We start from the raw sequence: 26,335 nt of genomic DNA on the forward strand, positions 1-26,335 counted from the left end.
AATTATTTGACACTTAAAATATGTCGGCTTAGCATTTTTACCGATCCGACACCGGGCCGTCATTGGCGACGACCCCAGTCGAGATGGCACGGCTCGCCGCCATCGCCCAAGCCGAAGGAAATGCGTCATGGCTGAACGCTCTTTCGCCCGAGAGGTCCAGGACCTCAAACTAGGCAACGGGGATGTCTTCCATGGCGAGGGGATTCTGGCCATCACCAAGGCGCTGCTGCAGTCCGGCGTCGGCTATGTCGGCGGCTATCAGGGCGCGCCGATCTCGCATCTGATGGACGTGCTGGCGGATGCGCAGGACATTCTCGGCGATCTCGGCGTGCACTTCGAAACGTCGGCGTCCGAGGCGGCCGCAGCCGCGATGCTTTCCGCATCCGTGATGTATCCGATCCGCGGCGCCGTCACCTGGAAATCGACCGCCGGCACCAACGTCGCCTCCGATGCGCTGGCTAATCTCGCCTCCGGCGGCGTCACCGGCGGCGCGTTGATCGTGCTCGGCGAAGATTATGGGGAAGGCTCCTCCATCATGCAGGAGCGCAGCCACGCCTTTGCGATGAAATCCCAGATCTGGCTGCTCGATCCCCGCCCCAACCTCGAATCCATCGTGAAAGCGGTGGAGGACGGATTTGAGCTGTCGGAGGCGACCAATACGCCCGTGATGCTCGAAGTGCGCATCCGTTCCTGCCACGTCCATGGCCGCTTTGTCGCCAAGGACAACAAGCGCCCCGAATTCACGCTGGCCCAGGCGCTGGAAAATCCGCGGCGGGATACCAACCGCATCGTGCTGCCGCCGGCCGCCTACCAGCACGAGAAGGAAAAGATCGAACAGCGCTGGCCGGCCGCAATCGCCTTCATCAAGGCGCGCAAGCTCAACGAGGTATTCGAAGGCGATATCGACGACGTAGGTATTATCCTGCAAGGCGGCATGTACAATGGCGTGATCCGCGCGCTGCAGGGCCTTGGCCTGGCGGACGTCTGGGGCAACACCCGCATTCCGCTCTACGTGATGAACGTGACCTACCCCTTGATCGACGATGAGCTGATCGACTTCTGCCAATCGAAGCGCGCGGTGCTGATGGTTGAGGAAGGCCAGCCTGATTACATCGAACAGGCCCTGCACAAGGTGCTGCGAAAGGCTGATGTCTCTACGAAGATCTACGGCAAGGGCGAGTTGCCGATCGGCGGCGAATATACCGCAGCCGTGATGGCGGCGGGGCTTCGCAACTTCCTCACCGCTGCCGCGCCCGGCGCGCTGCCGGATCGGATCCGCGCCCCGAACGACCCATCGATGTCAGCGCACGACAAGGTCAAGGCCTTGGCCGAAGTGGTGCCGGCGCGTCCCGCCGGCTTCTGCACCGGCTGCCCGGAGCGGCCGATCTTCGCCGCGATGAAGCTCGTGGAAAAGGACCTCGGGCCGCATCATGTCGCGGCCGATATCGGCTGCCATTTGTTCTCGATCCTGCCGCCGTTCAACATCGGGGCGACGACGATGGGCTATGGCCTCGGCCCGGCCTCGGCGTCCGCGTTTAACGTGAAGGCAGACAAGCGTTCGATCGCTATCATGGGCGACGGCGGCTTCTGGCACAACGGCCTGACCAGCGGCATCGGCAATGCGGTCTACAACCAGCATGACGGCGTCATCCTGGTTGTAGACAATCATTATTCCGCGGCCACCGGCGGCCAGGACATCCTGTCGTCCCGCGCCGACAATAAATCGCGCTCGACCAACCACCCGATCACCGAGGCCGTCAAAGGCATCGGCGCCAAATGGGTCCGCCAGATCGACCGCACCTACGACGTCGCCAAGATGCGCGACACGCTGAAGGAAGCGCTCACAAGCACCGACAAGGGACCGAAGATCATCGTCGCCTCGTCCGAATGCATGCTGAACAAGCAGCGCCGGATCAAGCCGCTGTTCAACAAGGCCGTGAAGGGTGGCGAGCGCGTCGTGCGCGAGCGCTTCGGTGTCGATGAGGACGTCTGCACCGGCGACCATGCCTGCATCCGGCTGTCCGGCTGCCCCTCGCTTTCGGTGAAGCACACCGACGATCCCCTGAAGGACGATCCGGTGGCGGCGATCGACAACAGCTGCGTCGGCTGTGGCAATTGCGGTGAGGTGGCGGAGGCCGCCGTACTGTGCCCGTCATTCTACCGCGCGGATATCATCCACAACCCGACCGGATTCGATCAGTTCATGGCGAAACTGCGCGGCGGCATTATCGGTTTCCTGCAGCGACGCCGCGACCGGCGCCGTCTCGCTCTGGTTTGAGGGCATGACCGAATGAACATCGTGCTGCAGCCCCCCGCCATCGATCTGACCCGACCGCTTTCGATCGCCGTGCTCGCGATGGGCGGCCAGGGCGGCGGCGTGCTGGTCGACTGGATCGTGGCACTGGCGGAAAGCCAGAACTGGATTGCGCAATCTACCTCGGTGCCCGGTGTCGCCCAGCGCACCGGCGCGACCATCTATTATGTCGAGATGATCCCTGCCCGCGCCGATGCCGCCTACCCGGTGCTGTCGCTGATGCCGGTCCCCGGCGAAGTCGATGTCGTGGTCGGCGCCGAACTGATGGAAGCCGGCCGCGCCATCCAGCGCGGCCTCGTCACGCCAGACAAGACCACGCTGATCGCCTCGTCGCATCGTTCCTTCGCGGTCCAGGAGAAGCTCGTGCCCGGCGACGGCATCAGCGATTCCAGCAAGGTATATGAGGCGGCAGAGGCCACCGCGAAACGTTTTGTCGCCTTCGACATGGCTGTGCTTGCCGACAGCACCGGCAGCGCCATCTCGGCGGTGTTGTTCGGTGCGCTCGCCGGCAGCGGCGCCCTGCCGTTTGGCCGCGAAGCTTATGAAGCGACCATCCGCGCCGCCGGCATCGGCATCGAACCGAGCCTGCGCGCGTTCGCGGCGGGTTTTGAGCGCACCCAGGCGGATGCCGCAACCGCGACGCCGCCCGCGCCGCCCAAGCCTGCTTCAGCCGGCAAGCTGTATCCGGCGCTCGCACCAATCGGCGACTCCGCCTTCGATGCACTCGTCACCGACGCAAGCACGACTTTCCCCACGTCCCTGCACGGCATCATCGCCGCAGGCTTGCGCAAGGTCGTCGATTTTCAGGACGTCAGCTATGGCCGGGAATACCTCGATCTCGTCGCAGGCTTTATGCGCCTGGAACACGGCAGCGATCCCGCATTGACGCGAGCGGCGGCAAAACATGTCGCCGTGGCCATGGCCTATGACGACGTCATCCGCGTTGCCGACCTCAAGACGCGTGCAAGCCGTTTCGAACGCGTTCGCGGCGAGGTTCTCGCGAAACCCGATCAACTCGTCTACACCACCGAATTCATGCATCCGCGCATGGAAGAGGTCTTGGGCACGCTTCCCGCGGGCCTTGGCCTGTGGCTCGAAGGCAAGCCTGGCCTGTGCAAGAGGCTCGACCGCCTCGTCAATCGCGGGCGGCGCGTGCAGACCGGCACCGTGCGCTGGTTCCTGCCGCTGTATGTGCTGGGTGGCCTGAAGCGCTTTCGCCGCGGCACGTTGCGCCATCAGCGCGAGGTCGCCCATCGCGATGCCTGGCTCAATCTTGCCCGCACGACCGCCGCAAAAGATTACGAGCTTGCCGTCGCCATTCTCGAGGCGCGTCGGCTGGTGAAGGGCTATTCCGACACCCACGCGCGCGGCGCCTCGAAATTCGACAGGGTGATCGCGGTTGCACCGCGTCTTGCCGGTCGCGCTGATGGTGGCCAATGGCTGCGCCGCCTTTGCAAGGCGGCACTCGCCGATGAAGAGGGTAAGGCGCTCGACGGCGCGCTTGCCACGGTTGAAACATTTCTGTGATTGATACGATGGACCAGTTCGACCTCACCGTGACCGATATCCACGCGGAAACCACGTTGATCCGCGCGATCAAGCTCGCCCGTCCGCACGCCGAGCCGCTGCCCTCCTGGGAGGCCGGCGCGCATGTCAAAGTACGCCTGCCCGATGGCAGCGAACGCTCCTACTCGCTGATCAACACCTCGCTCGATCCGGCAGCGACCACGCGCCCGCACGCCTACCGGCTCGGCGTGCGGCTGGAACAGCCGAGCCAGGGCGGCTCCCAATTCATGCATGCGCTCAAGGTCGGCGACGTTCTCTCGCTCGCCGCGCCACGGAATAACTTTCCGCTGGAGCCGGCGTCGAAACCGATCGTGCTTCTTGCCGGCGGCATCGGGGTGACGCCGGTGCTCTCGATGGCAACGACGCTCACCGCCAGCAAGCACCCCTACCGCTTCATCTATGCCGGCCGCTCGCGCGACCAGCTCGCCTTTCTCAGCGAAAGCGAGGCGCTGTGCGGCGAGCATTTGACCGTCCACACCGACGACGCCAACGGCATCTTCGACGTGAAGGGCCTGATGACCTCACTCACCGGCGACGAACCGCTGTACGTCTGCGGACCCAAGCCGATGATCGATACGGCGATCCAGAGCGCCAAGGATCTCGGCTGGGCCGACGGTCGCTTGCGGTTCGAGATTTTTGCCACCGCCGCCCCCCTCGCCGGTGACCAGCCCTTCGAAGTAGTGCTGAACAATTCCGGCAAGACCTTCCTTATTCCGCCCGACAAGACCATTCTCGCCGTGCTGATCGAAGCGGGTGAAGATCCCATGCATGATTGCCAGCGCGGCGATTGCGGCATCTGCCAGGTCAGCGTGATCGAAGGCACGCCGGACCATCGCGACTATATCCTGACCGATACCGAAAAGGCCGATGGCAAGGTCATGCAAATCTGCGTCTCGCGGTCGAAAAGCCCGCGGCTCGTGCTCGATCTTTGATTCCTGAGGAGGTGTTGATGGCCAGATATCGCGGAAATCTCGAAGCAATCAAAGGCCTCGTGCGCGAGACCGAGGTTCATCGCGACGTCTATATCGACGAAGAGGTGTTCCAGCTCGAAATGGAGCATGTCTTCGCCAACACCTGGGCCTATGTCGGCCATGACAGCCAGGTCGCGAAACCGGGCGACTATTACGGCACCACCATCGGCACCCAACCGATCCTGATGGTGCGCCACACCGACAACACCGTGAAGGTGCTGCACAATCGCTGCCCGCACAAGGGCACCCGCATCACCACCGAATCCTGCGGCAACACCGGAAAATTCTTCCGCTGTCCCTATCACGCCTGGAGCTTCAAGACCGACGGTTCGCTGCTCGCGATCCCCCTGAAGAAGGGTTACGAGAACACCGGCGTCGAACAGAGCCATGCCGGGCGCGGCATGAGCCCCGTCAAGCACGTGCACAATTATCGCGGCTTCGTTTTTGCAAAACTCAACGATGTCGGCCCCGGCTTCGAGGAATTTTTCGGCGACAGCCTGTCGAGCTTCGACAACATGGTCGACCGTTCCCCGGCCGGCCGGCTCGAAGTCGCCGGCGGCGTGCTGCGTTACATGCACAATTGCAATTGGAAAATGCTGGTCGAGAACCAGACCGACACCTGCCATCCCATGGTCGCGCATGAATCGTCGGCCGGCACCGCGATCGAGGTGTGGAAGAACGCGCCTCCCGGCGCCAAGAAGCCGATGGCGGTGGAGATCTACGCACCCTTCATGGCGCCTTACGAGTTCTTCGAGAACATGGGCATCCGCGTCTGGCCCAACGGCCACGGCCATACCGGCGTGCACCACTCGATCCATTCCGACTATTCGGCGGTGCCCGGCTATTTCGAGAAAATGACGGAGGCCCATGGCGAGGAACGCGCCAAGGCGATCCTGGGCGAGAACCGCCACAATACAGTGTATTTCCCCAACATCATGATCAAGGGACCGATCCAGCTGGTTCGCGTGTTCAAGCCGATCGCGGCCAACAAGACGCTGGTGGAAAGCTGGACCTTCCGCCTCGTCGATGCACCCGACATGCTGCTGGAACGTACCTTGATGTATAACCGGTTGATCAACGCGCCGACCTCCGTCGTCGGCCATGACGACCTCGAAATGTACGAGCGCGCGCAGGAAGGCCTGCATGTCGACGCCAATCAATGGGTCAATCTGCAGCGGCTCTACGACCCTTCCGAAATACCGGACACGACGGCCGTCACCAACGGCACCACCGAATGGCAGATGCGGAACCAGTTCCGCGCCTGGTCGAAATTCATGACGATGTCGATGTGAGTGCTGCCATGACCGCGCCCACCGACCAGCAATTGATCGATTTCGTCATTCGCGAAACCCGCTTGATCGACCAGCACCGGTTTGAGGAATGGCTCGACCTGTTCGCCGAAGACGGCTTTTACTGGATGCCGCTCGAATGGGGCCAGACCGATCCGCGGCTGACGACGTCGCTGATGTACGAGGACAAGCTGCTGCTCAAGATCCGCGTCGAGCGGCTCAAGGGAAATCGCACCTTCTCGCAGAAGCCCAAGAGCCGCTGTCATCACGTGCTGCAAACGCCGCAGGTCGACAGCCGCAACGAAGCATTGAACGAGTACGTCACCTGGACGCCGATGCATTATGTCGAGACCCGCCTCGATCAGCAGGACCTCTACGCCGCCTGGGCCACGCACACCTTGGCCGTGGTGGACGGCGCGCTCAAGATCAAGCTGAAGCGGGTCGACATCGTCAATTGCGATGCCGCCTTCGGCAACATCCAACTGTTCATGTGAGACGGTGATGCAGCTTCCGATCGAGGCTCCGGCAACCGTCTTCGAGGCTTTCGCGCGCGCCGCGGCGAGCCACGGCGACAAGCCATTTCTCGCCGTGCTGCCCGAAACGGCGCAGGCCTATGGCATCGCGGCCGGCGAGATCGGCTATGGCGAGGCGCTCGCGCGGATGGCGGCGTTGACCGACGCCTATCGCGCCAAGGGCTACGGAAGCGGCCATCGGGTCGGCATCCTCATGGAGAATCGCCCGGGCTTCTTCCTGCATTGGTTTGCGCTCAATGCGCTCGGCGTGTCGCTGGTACCCATCAATCCGGACATGCGCGCAGCGGAACTCGAATATCTGATCGGCCATTCCGAGGTCGTCGCGGCGGTCGTGATCCCTTCGCGTCAGGACGATGTCGCGGCCGCGGCCAAGGCAATCGGGCGCGACATTCCTGTCGTCGGGCCGGATGACGAACCGGCGGCGATCCACGCCTCAGCGCCGCAGCCGGGCACACCCGATCGCGACAGCGAATGCGCCCTGCTCTACACGTCCGGCACCACCGGCCGGCCGAAGGGCTGCGTGCTGCCGAACGAATATTTTCTTTACGCCGGCCACTGGTACGCCACGGTCGGCGACCTGATCGCGCTGAACGACGGCGCCGAGCGGATGCTGACGCCGTTGCCGGTGTTCCACATGAATGCGATGGCCTATTCCGCGATGGCGATGGTGACCACCGGCGGTTGCCTGATCGTGCTCGACCGCTTCCACCCCAAGAGCTGGTGGGCCAGCGTCAAGGACAGCCGTGCCACCATCGTGCATTATCTCGGCGTGATGCCGCCGATGCTGATGGGCGCGCTTGAGAGCGCCGACGACAAGCGCCATGGCGTGCGCTTCGGTTTTGGCGCCGGCGTCGACAAGGCGCTGCACGATCCGTTCGAGGCACGGTTCGGCTTTCCGCTGGTCGAAGCCTGGGCCATGACCGAAACCGGCGCCGGCGCCGTGGTCGTCGCCTCCCAGGAGCCCCGCCACACCGGCACAAGCTGCTTCGGCCGCCTCGGATCCGAACTCGAGGCTCGCATCGTTACCGATACTGGCGCAGACGCCGGTGTCGACGAACCCGGCGAACTTCTGGTGCGCCACGCCGGCGCAGCGCCGCGCTACGGCTTCTTCCGCGAATATCTCAAGGACGCGGAAGCCACCGCGGAGGCCTGGGATGGCGGCTGGTTTCACACCGGCGACGTGGTGCGGCGCGGTCCGGATGGGGCGTTTCATTTCGTCGACCGCAAGAAGAACGTGATCCGCCGCTCCGGCGAAAATATCTCGGCGGTCGAGGTTGAGAGCGTGCTGATGCAGCACCCGGCCGTGAGGCAGGTTGCGGTGGCGCCTGCCCCGGACCCGGTGCGCGGCGACGAGGTCTTCGCCTGCGTGGTGAGCGAGGGAGCCTCCCCGGACGCCGCGGCACGCAAGCAGATCGCGGCCGATCTCGTCGCCTGGAGCCTGAGCCGCCTCGCCTATTACAAGGCGCCCGGCTATGTCGCGTTCGTGTCGGCGCTGCCGCTGACCTCGACACAGAAAATCCAGCGCGGTGCGCTCAAGGAACTGGTTGCTGCGACGATCGGTTCTGATCAGTGCGTCGATACAAGGTCGCTGAAGAAGCGGCCGGTGCAGAAGGCCGGATGAGGGAATCATGAGCGAGCGCAACGTTGCCATCGTCACGGGCGCCAGCGGCGGGATCGGCCGGGCCATCGCCGAGGCGATGCTTGCGGCCGGTCACCAAATCATCTCGCTCGACCGGCGCCTGCCGGACTGGACGCACGCCAACCTCGAGCCGGTTCTGGTGGATCTGTTCGATCCGAAGGCGACGGCGGATGCTGCCCGGGATGTAGCCGCACGGCATGAAGTTTCACACATCGTCCACAATGCCGGGATCATCCGGCCCAATCTGATCGAACAGGTGACGCCAGACGACATCGCAGCGCTCAGCCAGCTCCATCTCGGCGCGGCGTTGACGCTGGTCCAGGCCGCGCTGCCCGGCATGAAGCAACGGCATTTCGGACGCATCGTCCTGATCGCCTCGCGCGCCGCGCTTGGCGCCGCCACCCGCACCGCCTATTCGGCAACGAAATCCGGCATGCTCGGCATGGCGCGGACCTGGGCGCTGGAGACGGCCGCCCATGGCATCACGGTCAATGTGGTGGCCCCTGGACCGGTCGAGACCGACATGTTCCACGAGGTCATTCCGCAGGGCAGCCCGAAGGTCGATCAACTCGCCCGCTCGATCCCGGTCGGCCGCATCGGCCGGCCGAACGATGTGGCGCGCGCCGTGATGTTCTTCTCGAGCCGCGATGCCGATTTCATCACCGGCCAGGCGCTCTATGTTTGCGGCGGCGCGAGTATCGGATCGATCGCGCTCTAGATTTTTTCACGCGCGGGGAATGGTCAAGGGCCGCGACTCCCGCGTCTGCGCCGCGAGGCGAACCGCGGCATTGGCGGCGCCAAATCCCTGGTAATCCCGCCGCTGGACGATCTCGAAGAAGAATCGGTCATCGAAGGTATGGGTGTAGACCTGGAAGAATTCGCCGTCGCCTTCGCGATCGTACAGAATCTGGTTGTCGCGCAGGGCCGTCATGGTCGCGGCATCGAGATCGTATTTGGCTTCGATATCGTCGTAATAATTGTCCGGAATCTTCAGGAAATCCGCACCGCGCGAGCGCATGTCCGCGACAGCTGTAAAAATATCGCTGCATGAAAATGCAATGTGCTGAACCCCGGAGCCGAAGAATTCGTTGATGAATCGGGCCGACAGCGTCCGCGTCGCCGACGAGCCGTTCAGGATCACGCGCAAGCCCTGATTGCCGTTGATCAGCGCCTGGCTCTGCACCAGCCCGACCGGATCGGCGATCTCCATCTGCGGCAGGCGCTGCAGATCGAGTATGCCGGTGTAGAACAACAGCCAGGACAGCATCTCGTCATAAGGCATCGACTGCGAGATATGGTCGACCACCTCGAGACGGTCGGTCGCGGCATCGCTGCGCAACGCTTCGAAATCGGTGTCCCAGTTCTTGCCCGCCGCCTCCAGAAAATACAGCAGGCTGCCGCCGACGCCCCGGATCGCGGGGATCTCGAGCTCACCGGGCCCAACCGGCTGATAGAAGGTGTGGGCCTTGAGCGCTTCCGCGCGGGCCATGGTTTTCCCGGCGTCGTCGATGTCGATCGCGATGGCGCAGACGCCCGGGCCGTGCGTGACGTAGTGCGAATGAGCAAAGCCGTCCGGTTCGCAATTGATGACCAGCTCGATATGGCCCTGCGACCAGCGTTCGACATCCTTGCTGCGGTGGGAACCGGTCTTGCGAAAGCCGAGTTGGCCCAACAGCGCCGACAGGTTCCTCGCTTTGGTTTCATCGACGGCGAATTCGACGAAGCCGACGCCGCGGCTCTGCGCTTTGGGCTGCAGCCTGTTCGTCGATGCCCTGGACGAACTCTTGGCGAGTTCATCCTCCAGCAAGATCAGCGAACGCAGCCCGTCGGTCGCGGTGCGGACCGGCGAGCCGGAGCGAAACTGATCGTTGAATATTTCCAGCGACAGCGGGCCGCTGTATCCGGTCGCGGCCACAGCGTCCATGAAGGCCCCCACCGGCAGGTCGCCCTGCCCCGGGAAGCAACGGAAGTGCCGGCTCCAGGACAATACGTCGAGACCAAGCTTCGGCGCGTCGGCAAGCTGAACCAGGAATATCCTGTCCGCCGGAATCGACTGGATCGCGCTGACCGGAAATCCCGGCGCCAGCGCGTGAAAACTGTCTAGAATGACCCCGATCGATTTGTGATCGGCGCGGCGCACGATTTCCCAGGCGTCGCGATAGTCATTGACGTGACGCCCCCAGGCCAGCGCCTCGAAACCGACGCGCAGGCCGTGCGAAGCCGCGAGTTCGCCAAGCGCACGGAAATCCGCAGCGGCGCGGTCGATGCCTCCAAGGGACGCCGGTGAAACATTGCTGCAGATCAGCAGCAAGTCGGTCCCCAATTCCTGCATCAGATCGAACTTGTGTGCGGCGCGTGCAAAATTGCGGGCGCGCTGCGGTTCGGGCATGCCCTCGAAATCGCGAAACGGCTGGAACGCGCAAATTGAAAGGCCGAGGTCGCGGCAGAGCTGCCCGACGTCGCGGGGGCTGCCGTTGAACGTCAACAGGTCGTTCTCGAAAATCTCGACGGCATCGAAGCCGGCGCCGGCGATGGCGCGCAGCTTTTCGTCGAGCGAGCCGCTCAGCGAAACCGTGGCGATCGAGCGTTTGGTCATGCAATTAGCTCCGGAAGGTCCCAGGCGCGTCCCGAGGGCCGCACGATAGAGCTAAAGCATCTTCTTTTTCAACCATTTGGACCAATTGTTATCTCTGGTCTCCAATAACTTTCACTGATTCTCAGCGGACCTATGGCGAAAGCGCCGCATACCGGTCCCGCAAGTCGATGCGCCGCCCGGCGGTGGCCGCCTCGGCGATCGCAAGGGTTGCGAGCAAGGACCGCGCGCCGTCCTCGACCGGCTGCAACGAGGAAGCGGTGCCGCGGATAATGTCGCGGAAATGATCGAGCTGCGCGACATAGGGATCGATCGTTGGCGCGTGGAGGCGCTGGGCCTGGATCGGCTTGTTCCAGTCCTGCGCGTCGCCCGCCTGCGTCCATTGCACGAGTTCGGGAAACTCGATCGCACCGCGACGGCCCATGAAGCGGTAGCTGCTTTCGCCGCTGAACGGGAATTCCGGCGCCTCACCCAGACCCTGCTCCGTCGTCCAGGGGGAGACGGCGCTGTCGCTGATGAAAAAGGTGCCGAGCGCGCCATTGTCGAATTCGATCAGCGCGGCGGCGCTATCCTCGACCGCAAAGCCGCGCTGGCGATTCGACGCGATGGCCTCGACGGCTACGATTTCGCCGACGGTGTAGCGCAGGAAATCGATCTCGTGGATCAGGTTGATCAGGATCGGGCCGCCGCCAGCCTCACTCCGCCACGGCGCGATCTTGAAGTAATGCGCCGGCTTATGCGTCGCCCAGATCGCCGATACACCGACGATATCCCCGATCCGGCCATCCCGCAGCAGCGCTTGCAGCGTCTTGACCGGCAAATGATGGCGGCGGTGATGTCCGACCAGCGATTTGACACCGCCCTTTCGCACTTCCGTGATCAAGGTGGCCGCCGTCTCGAGCGTATCGGTGACCGGCTTCTCGATCAGGATATGAATGCCCCGCCGGGCGCATTCGATGCCGTTCTCCGCATGAAGCTGGTTGGGGGAAGCGATGATCACGGCTTCCGGCCGTGCTTCGTCAAGCAACTGACGGTAATCGGCGAAAACGCGCGTCCTGGGGTGCTCGGCGGAGACCGCATCGGCATTCACGTCCGCGATGCCGACGAGCTCGTAGTCGTGCCGCTCGGCGATTTTGCGCAGATGCTTGCGCCCGATCAGCCCGGCGCCGATCACGCCGATCGTGATGTTCTTCATGTCCTAAAGCCCAAGGCGATCGCGGATCCGGCCCGTCATCACCACACTCTTGACCGCCACCGGCCACAATGCGTGAAAACGAATGGGTTTCAAGCCGGTAATCGGCATGTCGATCTCGGCCTTCTCGCCCCCGATCAGCCGTTTCGCGAGTTGCTGCCCCATGGCGGTTGCGAGTGCGACGCCGCGGCCATTGCAGCCGAGATAGGCCAGCGCGCCCGCGCCGGGTTCGTGCACATGCGGGTAGTGATCCGGCGTCATGGCGAGGCGGCTGTTCCAGCCGTGCGTCCAGCGCGCGCCGCGGATTCCAGGCCAAAGCCGTTCCGCGTAACGCATGAGGTATGAGACCGGCGCTGGATCCTTGATCCATTGCATCGGACCGCGGCCCCCCATCAGCAGGCGGTTCGACGCATCGATGCGATAATAAACGGTGATATGGCCGCTTTCGTACAGCACCGACCGCGTCGGCATGATTTTTCGCGCGACCTCGTCGGGCAACGGCTCAGTCGCGGCGATCGAGCTGAACACCGGCACGATGGTGCGGCGCAGGTCGGGCCAGAGATCATCGGTAAAGCCGTTGGTGGCGATCAAGACCTTTTCGGCCCGGACCACCGCGCGCGGGGTTTCAATGCGCCATCGTCCGCCTTCGCGCCGCAGCGAGGTCGCCGGGGTCTCGCCGTGAACGGCAGCACCGGCAGCCATCGCCGCCCGCGCAAGACCGCGCGCGTAGCTCAGCGGCTGCACGTCGCCGCCACGCGCGTCCCGCATCGCCAGCAGATATCGGTCCGTCCCGGTCGCTTCGCGGACGGCGTCGCGGCCGAGTACCGTGACCGGCATGCCGCGCCGGATGCATTGCTCGGCGGTGGTTTCAACCCCCGCGGTGCTGGACGGATGATAGGCGGCGCGCAGGGTGCCGTTCTGCCGCGCCTCGCAGGGTATCCCGAGACGGCGGATCAGGTCGAGCGTGAATACCGGCGTGTTGTAGCTGAACGCGATCATGCGCCGGCCGAGATCCGCACCGAACGTCGCCTCGATCGTATCGGGGTCGAGCTTCAGTCCCGGATTGAGCTGGCCGCCATTGTTGCCCGATGCGCCCCAGCCGGGCTGCTGGGCTTCGAGCACGATCGCGTCGGTTCCCGCTTCAGCAAGATGCAGCGCGGTCGACAATCCGGCAAAGCCGCCACCGATGATCGCCACCGACACGATCTTGTCGACATCGAGCGGCGGCGCCGCGACCGGCGCAACGGCGGTGTCCGCATAGAGGCTCGGCGGCAGGGCAAGGGGATGGTTGGTCACGGTCATCAGGTCCGGCAGCTTCAATTCAGAGGGGATGCAGCACGCGGTGCAGGAAATCCTGGGTCCGCGCGTGCTGCGGCGCGTTAAGCACGGACTTCGCCGCCCCCTGCTCCACAATGACGCCGCCGTCGATGAACAGCACGCGATCGGCGACGTCCCGGGCAAAGCCCATCTCATGGGTGACCACGACCATGGTCATGCCGTCATCGGCGAGCTTGCGCATGACGCCGAGCACCTCGCCGACCAATTCAGGGTCGAGCGCGGAGGTCGGCTCGTCGAACAGGATCGCCTTCGGCTGCATCGCCAGCGCGCGCGCAATGGCGACGCGCTGCTGCTGGCCGCCGGAAAGCTGCCCCGGATGGGCGTCGGCCTTCTCGGCAAGGCCGACCTGCGCCAGCAGCGCGCGGCCGCGCTCAAGCGCCTCGGCCGGCGGTTCCTTTTTCACATAGATCGGTCCTTCGACGACGTTCTCCAGCGCGGTCCGATGCGGAAACAGGTTGAAGCGCTGGAACACCATCGACACCTGGGTTCGGATCGCCACGATCGATGGCGCCTTGTTATCGACCTTGGTGCCTTCCACCAGAATGTCGCCGGAATCGTAGCTTTCCAGGCCGTTGATGCAGCGCAGGATGGTCGACTTGCCGGAGCCTGACGGGCCGATAATGCAGACCACCTCGCTCTTCTCAATCGAAGCGGTAATGCCCTTGAGTACCTCGTTGGAACCAAAGCTCTTATGGACGTTGCTGAGCTCGATCATTTGCGCTTCGCCTTGTTCTCGAAATGGCGAACCAGCAGGATCAGCGGGATGCTCATGGTCAGGTACATCAGCGCGACCAGCGTGAACACGCTGGTGTTCTTGAAGGTCGAGGATGCGATCAATTTGCCCTGCAACGCCAGTTCGGCGACCGTGATGGTGGAGGCCTGCGAGGAATCCTTCAGCATCATGATCATGACGTTGCCATAGGGCGGCAGCACGATCCGGACCGCCTGCGGCAGCACCACGCGGCGCATGGTCAGCCACCAGCCCATCCCGATGGTCTGCGCCGCCTCGATCTGCCCCTTGTCGATCGCCTCGATGCCGGCCCGGAAATTCTCGGCCTGGTAGGCCGAATAGGCAATGCCGAGCCCGATAATCGAGGCCTGCAGCGCCGTCAGCGCGACGCCGAAATCGGGCATCACGAAATAGAGGTAGAACAGCAGCACGATGATCGGGATGCCGCGGATCACGTTGATCAGGCCGGCGCTCAGGCCGGTCAGGACCCGAATGCCGGAGACCCGCATCAGGGCCCATAGCAGGCCCAGAACGGTCGACAGCAGCAGCGAGCCGATGGTGACGACGACCGTCAGCCATACGCCCTGCAGCAGGATCGGCATGAACTCGACGGCATCGCGCAGGAAATTTTGCATCAGTTCATCACGCGTTGCCGGCTTTATTTTTTGACGCGTTTTCCTTACGCGAACCGGTATCCACTTCGCTCGAAAACGCTATGCCGCATCAAGGGGCCTGATCAGGAAGCTTTGGGCTTCAGACCCCATTTGTCGAGAATCTTGTCGAGGGCGCCATTGGCCTTGAGCTTGGCGAGCGAGGCGTTGATCTTACCGAGCAGTTCCTGGTCGGTCTTGCGGACCCCGATCGAGACCGTACCGACGGTGACCGGCTTATAGGAATCCACCAGCCGGACTTCGCCAAACGCGCCCTGCTTCAGATTGTAGGCGAGGATCGGGAAGTCGGCGAAGCCGGCCTTGAGACGGCCCGCATTCACATCACGCAGAATATCCGGAATGGTGTCGTAGACCTTGACCTCACTGAACAATCCCGTCTTCTTCAACGCATCGACGAAGGCCGTTCCGACTTGGGCGCCGACCACCTCGCCCTTCAGATCTTCCTGCGAGGCATAGTTCTTGGCGTCGGCCTTCGGCACCACGAGACCCTCGCCATAGGTGTAGACGGCCTCCGAGAAATCGATCACTTCCTTGCGCGCGGCGGTGGCGAACATCGCCGCCGAGATGATGTCGATCTTGTTCGACGTCAGCGACGGCACCAGCGCGGAGAATTGCATCGGTTCGATCTGGACCTGGAAGCCGGCGTCCTTGCCGATCTCCGTGATCAGATCGACCATCACGCCCTGAATGCTGTTGGTCTTGGTTTCGAGGAAGGTGAAGGGCACGCCGGTCGGGGTCGAGCCGACCTTGAGCACCTGCTGCGCCGATGAAGGCGTGGCGGCGGCAAGGACGAGCGCCGCGGCCGCGGCCTGAACGAGACGTTTGAAAAGCATCGTACCCCTCAACTGTTTGGGCACCGGGCGGCGAATTTGCCTCATCGTCAACAAGCCAGTTGCAGGTTTCGCCGTCCAAGCCTATTTTCACAACCATGAAATTATGGACACATTGCCCGGAATTGCGCAAGCGGGATTTTCATACACATGAAGGACGCGGTTTGACGTGAGCGGCGGCAAGCGCATGAGCAAGAAGGCCGTCAAGGCCGAACCGGCGGTGGACGTCGCGGTCGGGCAGCGCCTCCGCGACCTGCGGCGAAGCCGCAAGCTGTCGCTTGAAACGATTGCCGCCCGCACCGATCTGTCGATCGGCTTTCTCAGCCAGATCGAACGCGGCCTGTCCTCGCCTTCGCTGCGGGTGTTGGCGACCATCGCCGACGTGCTGGGCGTCGGCATCGCCGGCCTGTTCGGCGCCAAGGAAGCGGCCGGAAGCGGCTCGGAAGCCATTGTCACCCGCGAACCGCAGCGCGCCGAGTTGAATTTGTGGCGCACCGGCATCTCCAAGCAGTTGCTCAGCCCGTCGGGTTCTGAAGGCCGACTCAATCTGTTTCTGGTCCACATGGAGCCCGCCGGCAGCACCGGTGACGAATTGTATACGCATGACGGCGAGGAAGCCGGTCTCGTGCTCGAAGGCGAAATGAAACTCACGGTCGATGCCGAAAGCTGGACGCTCAAGACCGGCGACAGTTTCCGTTTCGCCAGCCGCCGCCCGCACCGTTTCAGCAATCCGTCTGACAAGGCCAAGGCGGTGGTGCTGTGGGTGAATTGCGTTTCGGCGCAGTAGCTGTCGTCCCGGCGGAGGCCGATGCGCAATTGCGCATCGGGGGACCCATACCGCGTGATCTCTCAATAGAGGCTCGGTAGCAGAGACCGTTCGCAAAACTACTCCCTGGGGTTATGGGTCCCGGCCTTCGCCGGGACGACAAGGATACAGTTTCGCTTTCTCGCGACGCACTGCGCCCGAGCTTTGCCAGAAACTTCCTTGCCCTCCAATGAGAGGGCGCAGGGAAGACCGGGTGCGCGCTGCACCCGCGGTCCCGTGTGCGGTTTGCACAAAAAAGGCTGCACACGAGCATACAGGGCAGCGGAGAACACCCGGCCTTCCCTGCGCAATGGCTTTACGGCTTATGCCGTGCTCTCCCCGGAGACGAGTTCTTGGTTGACTCCGTCACCGCCGGTTCAGCTTGCGCTTCTCCGACAGCTTGACGCCTGCCACGGGCGCCAGGACCACACGGTTTTGCCGTACGCTTATCCACGCCGTCGTCGAGGCGCAAACCAGCGTCCACCGCAACCCGTCCAACGTCCGTGACGACGGCCGACGCCCTTCTGAGGAGGACGGGATGGGCGAATATATGCCCCTGATTTGTGTTCTGGTAACCAGAAATATTTTTTATTTCGGGGCTTGACACGATTTCTGTAAATCAGAACTGATTTGCCCGACGGGCCAGATGTTGTGGTCCGTAGCCCGGAGGAGCAGAGTGATTTTCAGGAATTCTCGCACCGGCCGCGCCTTGGCACGCGTTCTGCACTGTGCCGAGCAACCCGGTAACGGATCAAAGGAAAGACAGTGGCAAGATTTGTGAACGTCGCAGCGGGACAGTTGGGCCCTGTCGCCCGAAGCGAAACGAGGACCGAGGTTGTCGCGCGGCTGATGGCGTTGATGCGCCAGGCGCACGCCAACGGATGCGACCTGATCGTCTATCCCGAGCTGGCGCTGACGACGTTTTTTCCGCGCTGGTACATGGAGGATCAGGCGGAAATCGATTCCTTCTTCGAGCATGAGATGCCCGGTCCGCAGACGCGCGCTTTGTTCGACCTGGCCCGGGAACTGGGCATCGGATTTTGCCTGGGTTACGCCGAACTGGCGGTCGAGAACGGCGAAACCCATCGGCACAACACCTCTATCCTCGTGGACAAGCGCGGCAAAACCATTTCCAGGTATCGCAAAGTGCATTTGCCCGGCCACGCCGAACACGAGCCCTGGCGTCGATTTCAGCATCTGGAAAAGCGCTACTTCGAGCCCGGCTCCGGCTTTGGCGTGGCCGACGCGTTCAATGGCGCGATCGGCATGGCGATCTGCAATGATCGCCGCTGGCCCGAAACCTATCGCGTCATGGGACTGCAGGGCGTCGAAATGGTGCTGATCGGCTACAACACGCCGGTGCATAATCCGCCCGCGCCTGATCATGACGACCTCTCGCTGTTCCACAATCGTCTTGTGATGCAGTCCGGCGCCTACCAGAACGGGACTTGGGTCGTCGGCGTCGCCAAGGCCGGGATCGAAGAGGGCGTCGACCAGATTGGCGGTAGCTGCATTGTGGCGCCATCAGGTGAAATCGTCGCCGCCTGCACGACCAAAGGTGACGAAATCGCATTGGCGCGCTGTGATCTGGATTTGTGCAACTCCTACAAGCGCACCACCTTCAACTTCGACGTCCACCGGCAGCCCCATGCCTACGGGCTGATTGTCGAACGAAGGGGACAGCACATGATGGCGGATGGAACGCCCGTGCCTTCGGGCAAAAGCGGTCGCGGCCTGTAGCCTGGATGAACCAACGGGTCGCGCGAATGCACGCCCGATGACAGGCTCCCCGCTATCCGGGTATTTTCCCGCACGGCCCCGCATGTCGCGCGCTCATGCGGGCTACGCGCTCAACGTCGTCATGCCCGGGCTGAAGCGCGAAGCGCGTCTTCGCGCAAGATTTCCCGATTACCGAAAAATTCCGACGCGAGAGTCAGAAAGCGAACGGAAGCCCCGGCGTTAGTCAGCCATATCTTGTTCAGGCAGGCGCGAGGCGGATGTCCCAGGCAGCACCTTTAGGAAGCTCCCTCGGAAGGTCCAAGCGCAAATCCGTTGACGACTTGAAAGGATGAAAACCCGTGGGAAAGGCCGATATTAAAGCCAAAGCGAACACCGATACGCCGAATGCGAAGGTCGATACGAATGAAAAGCGGAACTTTGACGGTTTCACGATGCCGGGAATTTTCCGCGGGATCGCCGAGCAGGGTATGGTGCGGACAAAGGACAACTACGAGAAGTTACAGGCTGCCTCGGGGGAGATAGCCGACATTCTCAGCGAAACCTATTCGACCAATGCAAAGACCTCCGCGGATTACGGGATCAAGGTCATCGAGATCGCGGGCGCCAACACCAACTCCGCCTTCGATTTTCTCGCCAAACTCATGGACACGAAGTCGCTCTCGGAAATCATGCAGCTGTCAGCCGCGCAGACCCGCAAGAACTTCGAAGCCACGTCCGCGCAGAACAAGGAACTTTGGCAGCTCGCCCAGAAAGTCGCGACCGAGACGGCCGAGCCGATCAAGAAGGGCCTCACCAAGGTCCTGCAGAAAGCCTCCTAAAATCGAACTTCCCAGGTCGCCGGGATCGGCTGGAACAAGAGCCTTTTCCGTTCCGATGGAATCGGAACGGGGCTCTAGATTCCTATTTTGACGCGTTTTCTTCACGCGAACCGGTGTCCACTTCGCTGGAAAGAGCTCTAGCCGCCTCCGGTGAGAAGAGGTGCGTCCAGCCGATGGCGAACGGACACGTTGCTGCGACACGACAACGGAACAGGGAGAAACAACATGGGTATCGTCATGATCAAGTGCCCTCAAACGGGACGCGAGATCCCGACGGGTATCAAGGCGGATCGGGAAAAGTTTCGGTGCAGCGTGGTGTTCTTCGCGCGCACCTTCTGCTCACTCTGCAAAGCCAATCACGAATGGTTCGCCAAGGATGCCTGGGTCAAGGAAGCCTGGGTTCATGAGCCAAGCGGGGCGGCGGAGATCAATGGCCTCTTGGCCGCGGGCTAGTCCCATGCGTTCGCGGGTGCCGCTGCGCGACATCCACCTTGGCCAAAAGCGGATCTGGCGCGCGGAGGATTTTATGTACCGGAGGCATGTGAGGCTTCATTCCTTCAGGCGAAACGATATGATCGATTCTGCGGCGCATGACGTCGTAGCACTCGCATGCCGCGGATTCGAGCCGCGGCCTGTCAATCTCGATCAGGCCCCGCCGATTAGACCGGATAGCCCGCAACGTCCGCAGCTTGTGCACGACATGCGTCACGGTCGTTCGACGTACGCCAAGCAGCTCCGCAAGCGCCTCTTGCGTCAGCGGCAGGAAATCACCGTCGACGCGATCGTGGATGTGGAGCAACCACCGGGCCAAGCGGGCCTCGACCGAGTGCAGCGCATTGCAGGCGGCGACGTGCTGGAATTGCGCCAATAGCACCCTGGTGTAGATCTGGACCGCCTCTTTGATGGCGGCACTGCGGCTGAGGGCCGCCTCAAATCTTGCCGGAGAAATTTGCAACGAGGTTCCGGCCACGCGGACGACCGCCGTCATCGGAGAGCGGGAAGGTCCCAGCGCGGACAAGATGCCCACGGCGCCCTCATTGCCGACGACCGCGGTTGCCACCGTTTGTCCGTTTGGCATGTCCATGATGAACGCGATCGTCCCGCTGAGGGGGAAATAGATCTGTTCAACCAGGTCTCCCGATCGAACCAGCACTGCATCGCCTTCAAGCGACACTTTGCGCAGGTGAGGCGCAAGCAAATCAAAATCTGCCGCTGGCAACGCAGCTAACAGTCGATTACCTACCCTGGTAGTGCGCTCCATCACGGGAAACTCCTCCCTCGACGGCCGGCTCTCCGCAGAGTACTCTTGGCACCACGCTGCGCAAGTAGCAGATTGGGCCTTGGTACCGAAACCTACTGCGCCAGAGATAGTTCCAGCCTGTAGCCCGGATGAGGTATTGTCCCGGCACCGCCCGCATGTCGCTGCGCTCATGCGGGCTACGCGTTGCGCTCGATACCGCCCGCCCCCGTCATTGCGAGCGAAGCGAAGCAATCCATCGCGCCGCAAGCGGAGAAATGGATTGCTTCGTCGCTGCGCTCCCTTGCGCAAACGCATCGCGTTTATCGCAGGCAATGACGGCGCACGGCGATATCCCCTCACCCAAACCGGTGATCGTATCGGCTAAGCGCCAGCTCCTTCACATCGATATCCGGCTTGCGGCCCGAGAGCATGTCCGCGAGCACCCTCCCCGAACCGCACGCCATGGTCCAGCCGAGCGTGCCGTGTCCGGTGTTGAGATGGAGATTACTGTAGCGCGTCGGGCCGATTACCGGCGGGCCGTCGGGCGTCATCGGCCGCAGGCCGCTCCAGAATGTCGCCTTGTCGATGTCGCCGCCGCGCGGAAACAGTTCGGTCAGTGAATAATCGAGCGTCGCGCGCCGCGCCGGATAGAGCCTGTCGGAGTACCCCGAAATTTCCGCGGTGCCGCCGACACGGATTCGATCACCGAGTCGCGTGATCGCGACCTTGTAGCTTTCGTCCATCACGGTCGATACCGGTGCGGCGTCGGGATCCGATATCGGCACCGTGATCGAATAGCCTTTTACGGGATAGACCGGCAGCGAAATGCCCACCGGCCGCAGCAGCCGCGGCGACCAGCTGCCGAGTGCGACGACATAGGCATCGGCCTGCAACACGCCATTGGAGGTGGCGACGCCTGATATGCGCGACGCATCCGCGATCAATCCCTCGATGCCGACATTGAAGGCAAAGCGCACGCCGAGCTTTTCGGCCTCGAGCGCGAGCGCCTGCGTGAACATGTGGCAATCGCCGGTCTCGTCCTGCGGCAGGCGAAGCCCGCCGGCGATCTTTTCCGAAACCTTCGCTAGCGCCGGCTCCGCGGCAATGCAGCCGGCGCGATCGAGCACTTCATAAGGCACGCCGTTTTGTTTCAGTACGGCGATATCGTCGGCCGTGCCGTCGAGCTGTGCCGCGTAGCGGAACAGCTGCAACGTGCCGCGCTCGCGCTCGTCATAGCGAATGCCGATCTCGCTGCGCAACGCGCGCAAGGCATCGCGGCTGTATTCGGCGATCGGAATCATCCGCCGCTTGTTGACCGCGTAGCGCTCCGATGTGCAGTTGCGCAGCATCTTCAGCAGCCAGAGCCACATCACGGGATCGACCTTCGGCCGGATCACCAGCGGACCGTGCTTCATCAGAAGCCATTTGATCGCCTTGACCGGCACGCCCGGCCCCGCCCATGGCGAGGAATAGCCGGGCGACACTTCGCCGGCGTTGGCAAAACTGGTCTCCAGCGCAGGTTTCGGCTGACGGTCGACGACCGTCACCTCATGGCCGGCTTTGGCGAGATAATAGGCTGACGTGACGCCGATGACGCCACTGCCGAGAATCAAAACTTTCACGATCCCTCATGCTTCTGCCGCGGCATCGTTCGATCACCGCACGATAGTCGATGCCGCAGTTAGAGCAAGGATCAGGCCACGCGCTTGATCGCGTCGCTGAGGATCGAGACCATTTCGTCGATGTGGCTCTTCTCGACGATCAGCGGCGGTGACACCGCAAGGGAGTCGCCGCTCTGGCGCAGATAGAGGCCGTTGTTGAAGCAATCGACCATCAGATCATAGCCGCGCGCGGCCGGCGCGTCCTTGCGCGGTGCGACCTCGATGGCGCCCATCAGGCCGACATTGCGGATGTCGATCACGTTCGGCAGGCCCTTGAGCGAATGCAGGCCCTGTTCCCAGTAATCGGCCATCGAGGCGCCGCGCGTCAGCAGGCCCTCGTCCTTGTAGATGTCGAGCGTCGCGATACCGGCGGCGCAGGCCACCGGATGCGCAGAATAGGTGTAGCCGTGGAACAGCTCGATCTGGGCCTGCGGGCCCGTCATCAGCGTGTCGTGAATCTTGCGGCTGGCGAACACCGCGCCGCAGGGAACGGTGCCGTTGGTGATGCCCTTGGCGGTCGTCATCATATCAGGCGTGACGCCGAAATAATTGGCGGCGAACGGCGCGCCGAGGCGGCCGAAGCCGGTGATGACTTCGTCGAAGATCAGGAGGATGCCGTGCTTGTCGCACAGGGTGCGCAGCCGCTGCAGGTAATTCTTCGGCGGCGGCAGCACCGCGGTCGAGCCAGGCACCGGCTCGACGATGACGGCGGCAATGGTCTCGGCGCCATGCAGCGCCACCAGCCGCTCGACATCGTCGGCGAGTTCGGCGCCGTGCTCGGGCTGACCCTTGGCGAACGCGTTGCGGGCGAGATCATGGGTGTGGCTGATATGGTCGACACCCGGCAGATGGGTCGCGAACGCGCGCCGGTTGTTCACCATGCCGCCGACCGACATGCCGCCGAAGCCGACGCCGTGATAGCCGCGCTCGCGGCCGATCAGGCGGGTGCGGGTCGGCTGACCTGCGGCGCGCTGATAGGCCAGCGCGATCTTCAGCGCGGTATCGACCGATTCAGAGCCGGAATTGGTGAAGAAGATGCGATCGAGGCCATCAGGAGCGATCGCGGCGAGGCGCTCGGCGAAGTCGAATGCCAAGGGATGGCCCATATTGAACGAGGGCGCAAAATCGAGGTTCATCAGCTGGCGCTCGACGGCGGCGGCGATCTCCTTGCGGCCGTGGCCGGCATTGACGCACCAGAGGCCCGCGGAGCCGTCGATCACCTTGCGGCCGTCGATGGTGGTGTAATGCATGCCCGAGGCGGAGGCGAACAGCCGCGGCTCGGCCTTGAACTGCCGGTTCGCCGTGAACGGCATCCAGAACGATTCGAGCTTCACGGTGTTGGGAATCTGGTGAATCGTCATGGGGCGCTCCTGTGCGGTTTCCCTACCCGACATCATGTTGATGATGTGCAGCAAGTCCTTTTCTGATACCATCCAAGCCATTGAATTTACTGGGGACGTTGGGTAGAATTCGTTCGATCCGCAACACACTCAACACCCCAAACCAACCCCTCGAGGCTTTGATGAGCATAGATGTCGGCGAACGGTTACGCTTCGTTCGCGCCCGCAACAAGATATCGCAGCGTGAACTTGCCAAGCGTTCGGGGGTGACCAACTCGACGATCTCGCTGATCGAATCCAACCAGATGAACCCGTCCGTCGGCGCGCTGAAACGCATTCTCGACGGCATTCCGATGGGGATGGCTGAATTCTTCGCCCTCGAACCCGACCAGCCGCGCACGGCGTTTTACCGCGCCGACGAATTGAGCGAGATCGGCAAGGGCAAGATCTCCTTTCGCCAGGTCGGCGACAATCTGTTCGGCCGGAGCTTGCAGATATTGAAAGAGCGCTACGAGCCAGGTGGCGACACCGGACGCATTCCGCTGGTACACGACGGCGAGGAAGGCGGCATCGTTCTCTCGGGCCGGCTGGAAGTGACTGTCGATAGCGAACGCCGCATCCTCGGGCCCGGCGACGCCTATTATTTCGAGAGCCGGCGGCCGCATCGGTTTCGCTGCGTCGGCGCCAAGCCGTGCGAAGTGATCAGCGCCTGCACGCCGCCGACATTCTGAGGGCGGGCAACATCAATAGCTGGCGGCCATCAGTTTCAGGCGCGGGTAAAGCTTGTCGATCGCCACGATGTCGCTGCGCATTTGCGCGATGATCCAGTCCCTGATTTCGACCGCAACGGGGCGGATCGGCCGGTTGCGCGGCGTGACGAGTTCGCAGACCCGCCGCGTGCTGACGAGTTTTGCGGACGCCGGCACCAGCGCACCGGTCAGCAGCCAATGCGCGACGACGGTGATCCAGCCGAGCGTCACGCCCTGCCCGAGCAGCGCCGCCTGCACCACGACCGCGTAATCCGAGAAGCTCAGCGCCTTGGCGGGACCTGATGCGCCGGTGAGCGCGCCCGGATATTGCAGCACCCAGTCTTCGGGCGTGTCGGCCAGCTTGATGATGGTGCGCCCTTCGGCAGCCTTGCGCGAAACATTGGTATCGCGGTAGCCGGGGCTGCAGATCGGCAGCATGACTTCCTTCATCACAAGGGCGCCGTTGGTCTCGGGGTCGTCCTGGTCGCGAAACCGCATCCCGACGTCGACGTTCTCGACCGCGCCGCGCAGCGAGCCCGAGATCAACTGGAACCGGAGGTCGACGTTCGGAAACGCGCGCTGCAGCTTGTCGATCCGCGGCATCAGCCAATGGTTGGTGAAGGCCGAGGAGACCGACAACGTGACGGTTTCGGTGCCCCGCCGCCGCCGCTCGATCTCGACCAGCCCGCTCTCGATGCTGCGAAAGCCGTCCGTGACGCGCCGATAGAGCAGCTCGCCCTCTTCCGTCAGGGTCGCGCCCCCGGCGCTGCGGTCGAACAGGCGGACCCCGAGGTAATCCTCGAACCGCCCCAGCATGCGGCTGACCGCCGGCTGGGTCACGTTCAACTCGGCCGCCGCCGCCGTGAAGCTGCCGTTGCGCGCGGCGGCGTCGAAGACGAACAGCGCATTGCTGGAAGGCAGCATCCGGCGAAGCTCAGGCATAACTCCAGGTTATGATGCAAGTGATAATTTGGCAATTGCCGGGCCGCCCTAATTTTGATTGCCTTGCCGATCAAGGAGGCCTGCCGGGAAGCGGAGCATTCCGAGCAAACCACGGTCGGGGAGATCGCCCCTGTCGCGCGGGAAGCGTCCGCCTATAAATTGAGATCATGCCAGTTCAACCCCCTTGGCCTTGCGGCAGGGGCGCCGGGAAGCCGCATTCATGCGGCCAGCGGCGAAGCGCAACAGGAAGGTCGTTCATTGGGCAGCGGTGGCGAAAGCGTCGAAATCAAATCCGCGAGCAAGCACTATGGTGCTGTCGTGGCGCTCGACAATGTCACGCTGGGCGTCGCACCACGTGAATTCGTCTCGCTGCTGGGGCCATCCGGATCCGGCAAGACCACCCTGCTCGGCCTGCTCGGCGGCTTCATCCAGCCCACATCAGGTTCGATCCATTTCGGCGAGCGCGACGTCACGCTGGAGCCGCCGCACAAGCGCAACATCGGCGTCGTGTTCCAGAACTACGCGCTGTTTCCGCATATGAGCGTCGGCGAGAACGTCGCCTTCCCGCTGCGCGCGCGGCGGCTGCCGAAGGCCGATTGGCCCGCGAAAGTGCGCGGCGCTCTGGCGATGGTCGGCCTCGCCGGTTACGAGGAACGCGGCGTGGCGCAGCTCTCCGGCGGCCAGCGCCAGCGCGTGGCACTGGCTCGCGCGATGATCTTCGAGCCGCGTTTGATCCTGATGGACGAGCCGCTTTCCGCACTCGACAAGCAGCTGCGGGAATCGATGCAGATCGAGCTGCGCCAGCTCCACAAGCGTATCGGCGCCACCATCATCTACGTTACCCACGACCAGCGCGAAGCGCTGACGATGAGCGACCGCGTCGCCATTCTCAAAGACGGCCGCCTGATCCAGATCGACCAGCCCGCGCGGCTGCACGATCATCCCGCGGATTCCTTCGTCGCGAGTTTCATCGGCGAGGCAAGCCTGTTGCCGGTCCGGCGCATCGATTCCGGCAGCGTTGCGCTAGGCCCCTCCACCCTGCGCAGCGCGAGGGCGATCCCGAATGGCGAGGCGCTGATGCTGGCGGTGCACAGCGAAAAACTGCTGATCGACGACGGCGCTGGTGATGCCGCGCTCAACCGGCTGACGGGCACCGTCACCGACGTCGTCTACCAGGGCGAAAGCCTGCGCATTTTTATCGCCCTGCCGGACGGTACCGCGCTGAGCCTGCGCCAGCCCAGCCATCACGAAGCCTATCGCCGCATCCCGCCGGTCGGCGGCCCCCTCACCGTGACCCTCCACCCCGAGGACACGATCATCGTGCCGAAAGCACCGGAATGAACGTCCACCACCAACGCAGTTCCAACACCAGAG

Annotated in this window: 23 protein-coding genes; 13 read left to right on the forward strand and 10 right to left on the reverse strand. The window is 63.2% G+C overall.

What is annotated here, in order from left to right; all coding sequences use genetic code 11:
- Positions 1–127 precede the first annotated feature (127 nt).
- From JQ600_RS12425 to JQ600_RS12455, 7 genes are read left to right on the forward strand one after another with little or no spacing between them, the layout of a single operon-like run.
- Positions 128–2,278 carry an indolepyruvate ferredoxin oxidoreductase subunit alpha gene (locus JQ600_RS12425; RefSeq protein ID WP_212263686.1) on the forward strand — a complete coding sequence of 717 codons (2,151 nt, stop codon included), beginning with the start codon at positions 128–130 and terminating at the stop codon, positions 2,276–2,278.
- A gap of 12 nt (positions 2,279–2,290) precedes the next feature.
- The gene (locus JQ600_RS12430; RefSeq protein ID WP_212389014.1) at positions 2,291–3,841 is read left to right on the forward strand and encodes an indolepyruvate oxidoreductase subunit beta family protein; all 1,551 of its coding nucleotides are present in this window, start codon (positions 2,291–2,293) and stop codon (positions 3,839–3,841) included.
- Positions 3,842–3,849: 8 nt separating this feature from the next.
- Positions 3,850–4,812, forward strand: coding sequence for a PDR/VanB family oxidoreductase (locus JQ600_RS12435; protein WP_212263684.1), 963 nt, complete (start codon positions 3,850–3,852; stop codon positions 4,810–4,812).
- Between the two features lie 17 nt (positions 4,813–4,829).
- A complete protein-coding gene (locus tag JQ600_RS12440) occupies positions 4,830–6,143 on the forward strand; it encodes an aromatic ring-hydroxylating dioxygenase subunit alpha (RefSeq protein WP_212389015.1) in 1,314 nt (437 codons plus the stop codon).
- A gap of 8 nt (positions 6,144–6,151) precedes the next feature.
- A complete protein-coding gene (locus JQ600_RS12445; protein WP_212263682.1) occupies positions 6,152–6,634 on the forward strand; it encodes an aromatic-ring-hydroxylating dioxygenase subunit beta in 483 nt (160 codons plus the stop codon).
- Between the two features lie 7 nt (positions 6,635–6,641).
- Positions 6,642–8,294 (forward strand): AMP-binding protein, encoded by a 1,653-nt coding sequence (locus JQ600_RS12450; protein ID WP_212389016.1) that lies wholly within the window; start codon positions 6,642–6,644, stop codon positions 8,292–8,294.
- Positions 8,295–8,301: 7 nt separating this feature from the next.
- Complete coding sequence (locus JQ600_RS12455; protein WP_212389017.1) at positions 8,302–9,030, forward strand: SDR family oxidoreductase; 729 nt, start codon at positions 8,302–8,304, stop codon at positions 9,028–9,030.
- A gap of 6 nt (positions 9,031–9,036) precedes the next feature.
- On the opposite strand, the gene JQ600_RS12460 is transcribed toward JQ600_RS12455, so the two are convergent.
- The 6 genes from JQ600_RS12460 to JQ600_RS12485 all read right to left on the reverse strand — a co-directional run bounded on the left by JQ600_RS12460 (position 9,037) and on the right by JQ600_RS12485 (position 15,669).
- Positions 9,037–10,908 carry a bifunctional sugar phosphate isomerase/epimerase/4-hydroxyphenylpyruvate dioxygenase family protein gene (locus JQ600_RS12460; RefSeq protein ID WP_212263679.1) on the reverse strand — a complete coding sequence of 624 codons (1,872 nt, stop codon included), beginning with the start codon at positions 10,906–10,908 and terminating at the stop codon, positions 9,037–9,039.
- A gap of 130 nt (positions 10,909–11,038) precedes the next feature.
- A complete protein-coding gene (locus JQ600_RS12465) occupies positions 11,039–12,100 on the reverse strand; it encodes a Gfo/Idh/MocA family protein (protein WP_212489933.1) in 1,062 nt (353 codons plus the stop codon).
- A 3-nt stretch (positions 12,101–12,103) separates the two neighbouring features.
- On the reverse strand, positions 12,104–13,399 hold the full coding sequence (locus tag JQ600_RS12470; protein WP_212389019.1) for an FAD-binding oxidoreductase: 1,296 nt from the start codon (positions 13,397–13,399) through the stop codon (positions 12,104–12,106).
- Between the two features lie 19 nt (positions 13,400–13,418).
- Positions 13,419–14,150: an amino acid ABC transporter ATP-binding protein gene (locus JQ600_RS12475; RefSeq protein WP_212389020.1), complete on the reverse strand. Its 732-nt coding sequence runs from the start codon at positions 14,148–14,150 to the stop codon at positions 13,419–13,421.
- Entirely contained in the window at positions 14,147–14,800 is a 654-nt protein-coding gene (locus JQ600_RS12480; RefSeq protein WP_192734427.1) for an amino acid ABC transporter permease, read from the reverse strand. Before JQ600_RS12480 ends, JQ600_RS12475 begins: the two co-directional genes overlap by 4 nt.
- 101 nt (positions 14,801–14,901) lie before the next feature.
- A complete protein-coding gene (locus JQ600_RS12485) occupies positions 14,902–15,669 on the reverse strand; it encodes an ABC transporter substrate-binding protein (RefSeq protein WP_212263675.1) in 768 nt (255 codons plus the stop codon).
- 184 nt (positions 15,670–15,853) lie between these two features.
- On the opposite strand from JQ600_RS12485, the gene JQ600_RS12490 reads away from it, so the two are divergent.
- The 4 genes from JQ600_RS12490 (at position 15,854) to JQ600_RS12505 (ending at position 19,482) form a co-directional block, all read left to right on the forward strand.
- Positions 15,854–16,453, forward strand: a complete 600-nt coding sequence (locus JQ600_RS12490) for a cupin domain-containing protein (protein ID WP_212263674.1) — start codon at positions 15,854–15,856, stop codon at positions 16,451–16,453.
- Positions 16,454–17,236: 783 nt separating this feature from the next.
- Positions 17,237–18,211 carry an N-carbamoyl-D-amino-acid hydrolase gene (locus tag JQ600_RS12495; RefSeq protein ID WP_212391174.1) on the forward strand — a complete coding sequence of 325 codons (975 nt, stop codon included), beginning with the start codon at positions 17,237–17,239 and terminating at the stop codon, positions 18,209–18,211.
- 338 nt (positions 18,212–18,549) lie between these two features.
- A complete protein-coding gene (locus tag JQ600_RS12500) occupies positions 18,550–19,029 on the forward strand; it encodes a phasin (RefSeq protein WP_312011097.1) in 480 nt (159 codons plus the stop codon).
- Between the two features lie 225 nt (positions 19,030–19,254).
- Positions 19,255–19,482 carry a hypothetical protein gene (locus JQ600_RS12505; RefSeq protein WP_212391172.1) on the forward strand — a complete coding sequence of 76 codons (228 nt, stop codon included), beginning with the start codon at positions 19,255–19,257 and terminating at the stop codon, positions 19,480–19,482.
- On the opposite strand, the gene JQ600_RS12510 is transcribed toward JQ600_RS12505, so the two are convergent.
- From JQ600_RS12510 to JQ600_RS12520, 3 genes are all read right to left on the reverse strand, one after another.
- Complete coding sequence (locus tag JQ600_RS12510; RefSeq protein ID WP_212391170.1) at positions 19,457–20,290, reverse strand: Crp/Fnr family transcriptional regulator; 834 nt, start codon at positions 20,288–20,290, stop codon at positions 19,457–19,459. The genes JQ600_RS12505 and JQ600_RS12510 overlap by 26 nt on opposite strands.
- 335 nt (positions 20,291–20,625) lie before the next feature.
- Positions 20,626–21,891, reverse strand: a complete 1,266-nt coding sequence (locus JQ600_RS12515) for a D-amino acid dehydrogenase (protein WP_212391168.1) — start codon at positions 21,889–21,891, stop codon at positions 20,626–20,628.
- 71 nt (positions 21,892–21,962) lie between these two features.
- Complete coding sequence (locus JQ600_RS12520; RefSeq protein ID WP_212391166.1) at positions 21,963–23,291, reverse strand: aspartate aminotransferase family protein; 1,329 nt, start codon at positions 23,289–23,291, stop codon at positions 21,963–21,965.
- Positions 23,292–23,452: 161 nt separating this feature from the next.
- Between JQ600_RS12520 and JQ600_RS12525 the strand changes: the two genes are divergently transcribed.
- Positions 23,453–24,001: a cupin domain-containing protein gene (locus JQ600_RS12525; RefSeq protein ID WP_212269126.1), complete on the forward strand. Its 549-nt coding sequence runs from the start codon at positions 23,453–23,455 to the stop codon at positions 23,999–24,001.
- Between the two features lie 12 nt (positions 24,002–24,013).
- On the opposite strand, the gene JQ600_RS12530 is transcribed toward JQ600_RS12525, so the two are convergent.
- Positions 24,014–24,961, reverse strand: coding sequence for a LysR family transcriptional regulator (locus JQ600_RS12530; protein WP_212391164.1), 948 nt, complete (start codon positions 24,959–24,961; stop codon positions 24,014–24,016).
- A gap of 258 nt (positions 24,962–25,219) precedes the next feature.
- Between JQ600_RS12530 and JQ600_RS12535 the strand changes: the two genes are divergently transcribed.
- A complete protein-coding gene (locus JQ600_RS12535) occupies positions 25,220–26,302 on the forward strand; it encodes an ABC transporter ATP-binding protein (RefSeq protein ID WP_212269124.1) in 1,083 nt (360 codons plus the stop codon).
- Positions 26,303–26,335: the final 33 nt, after the last annotated feature.

The organism is Bradyrhizobium sp. AUGA SZCCT0176, assembly GCF_018130145.1.
GTDB lineage: Bacteria > Pseudomonadota > Alphaproteobacteria > Rhizobiales > Xanthobacteraceae > Bradyrhizobium.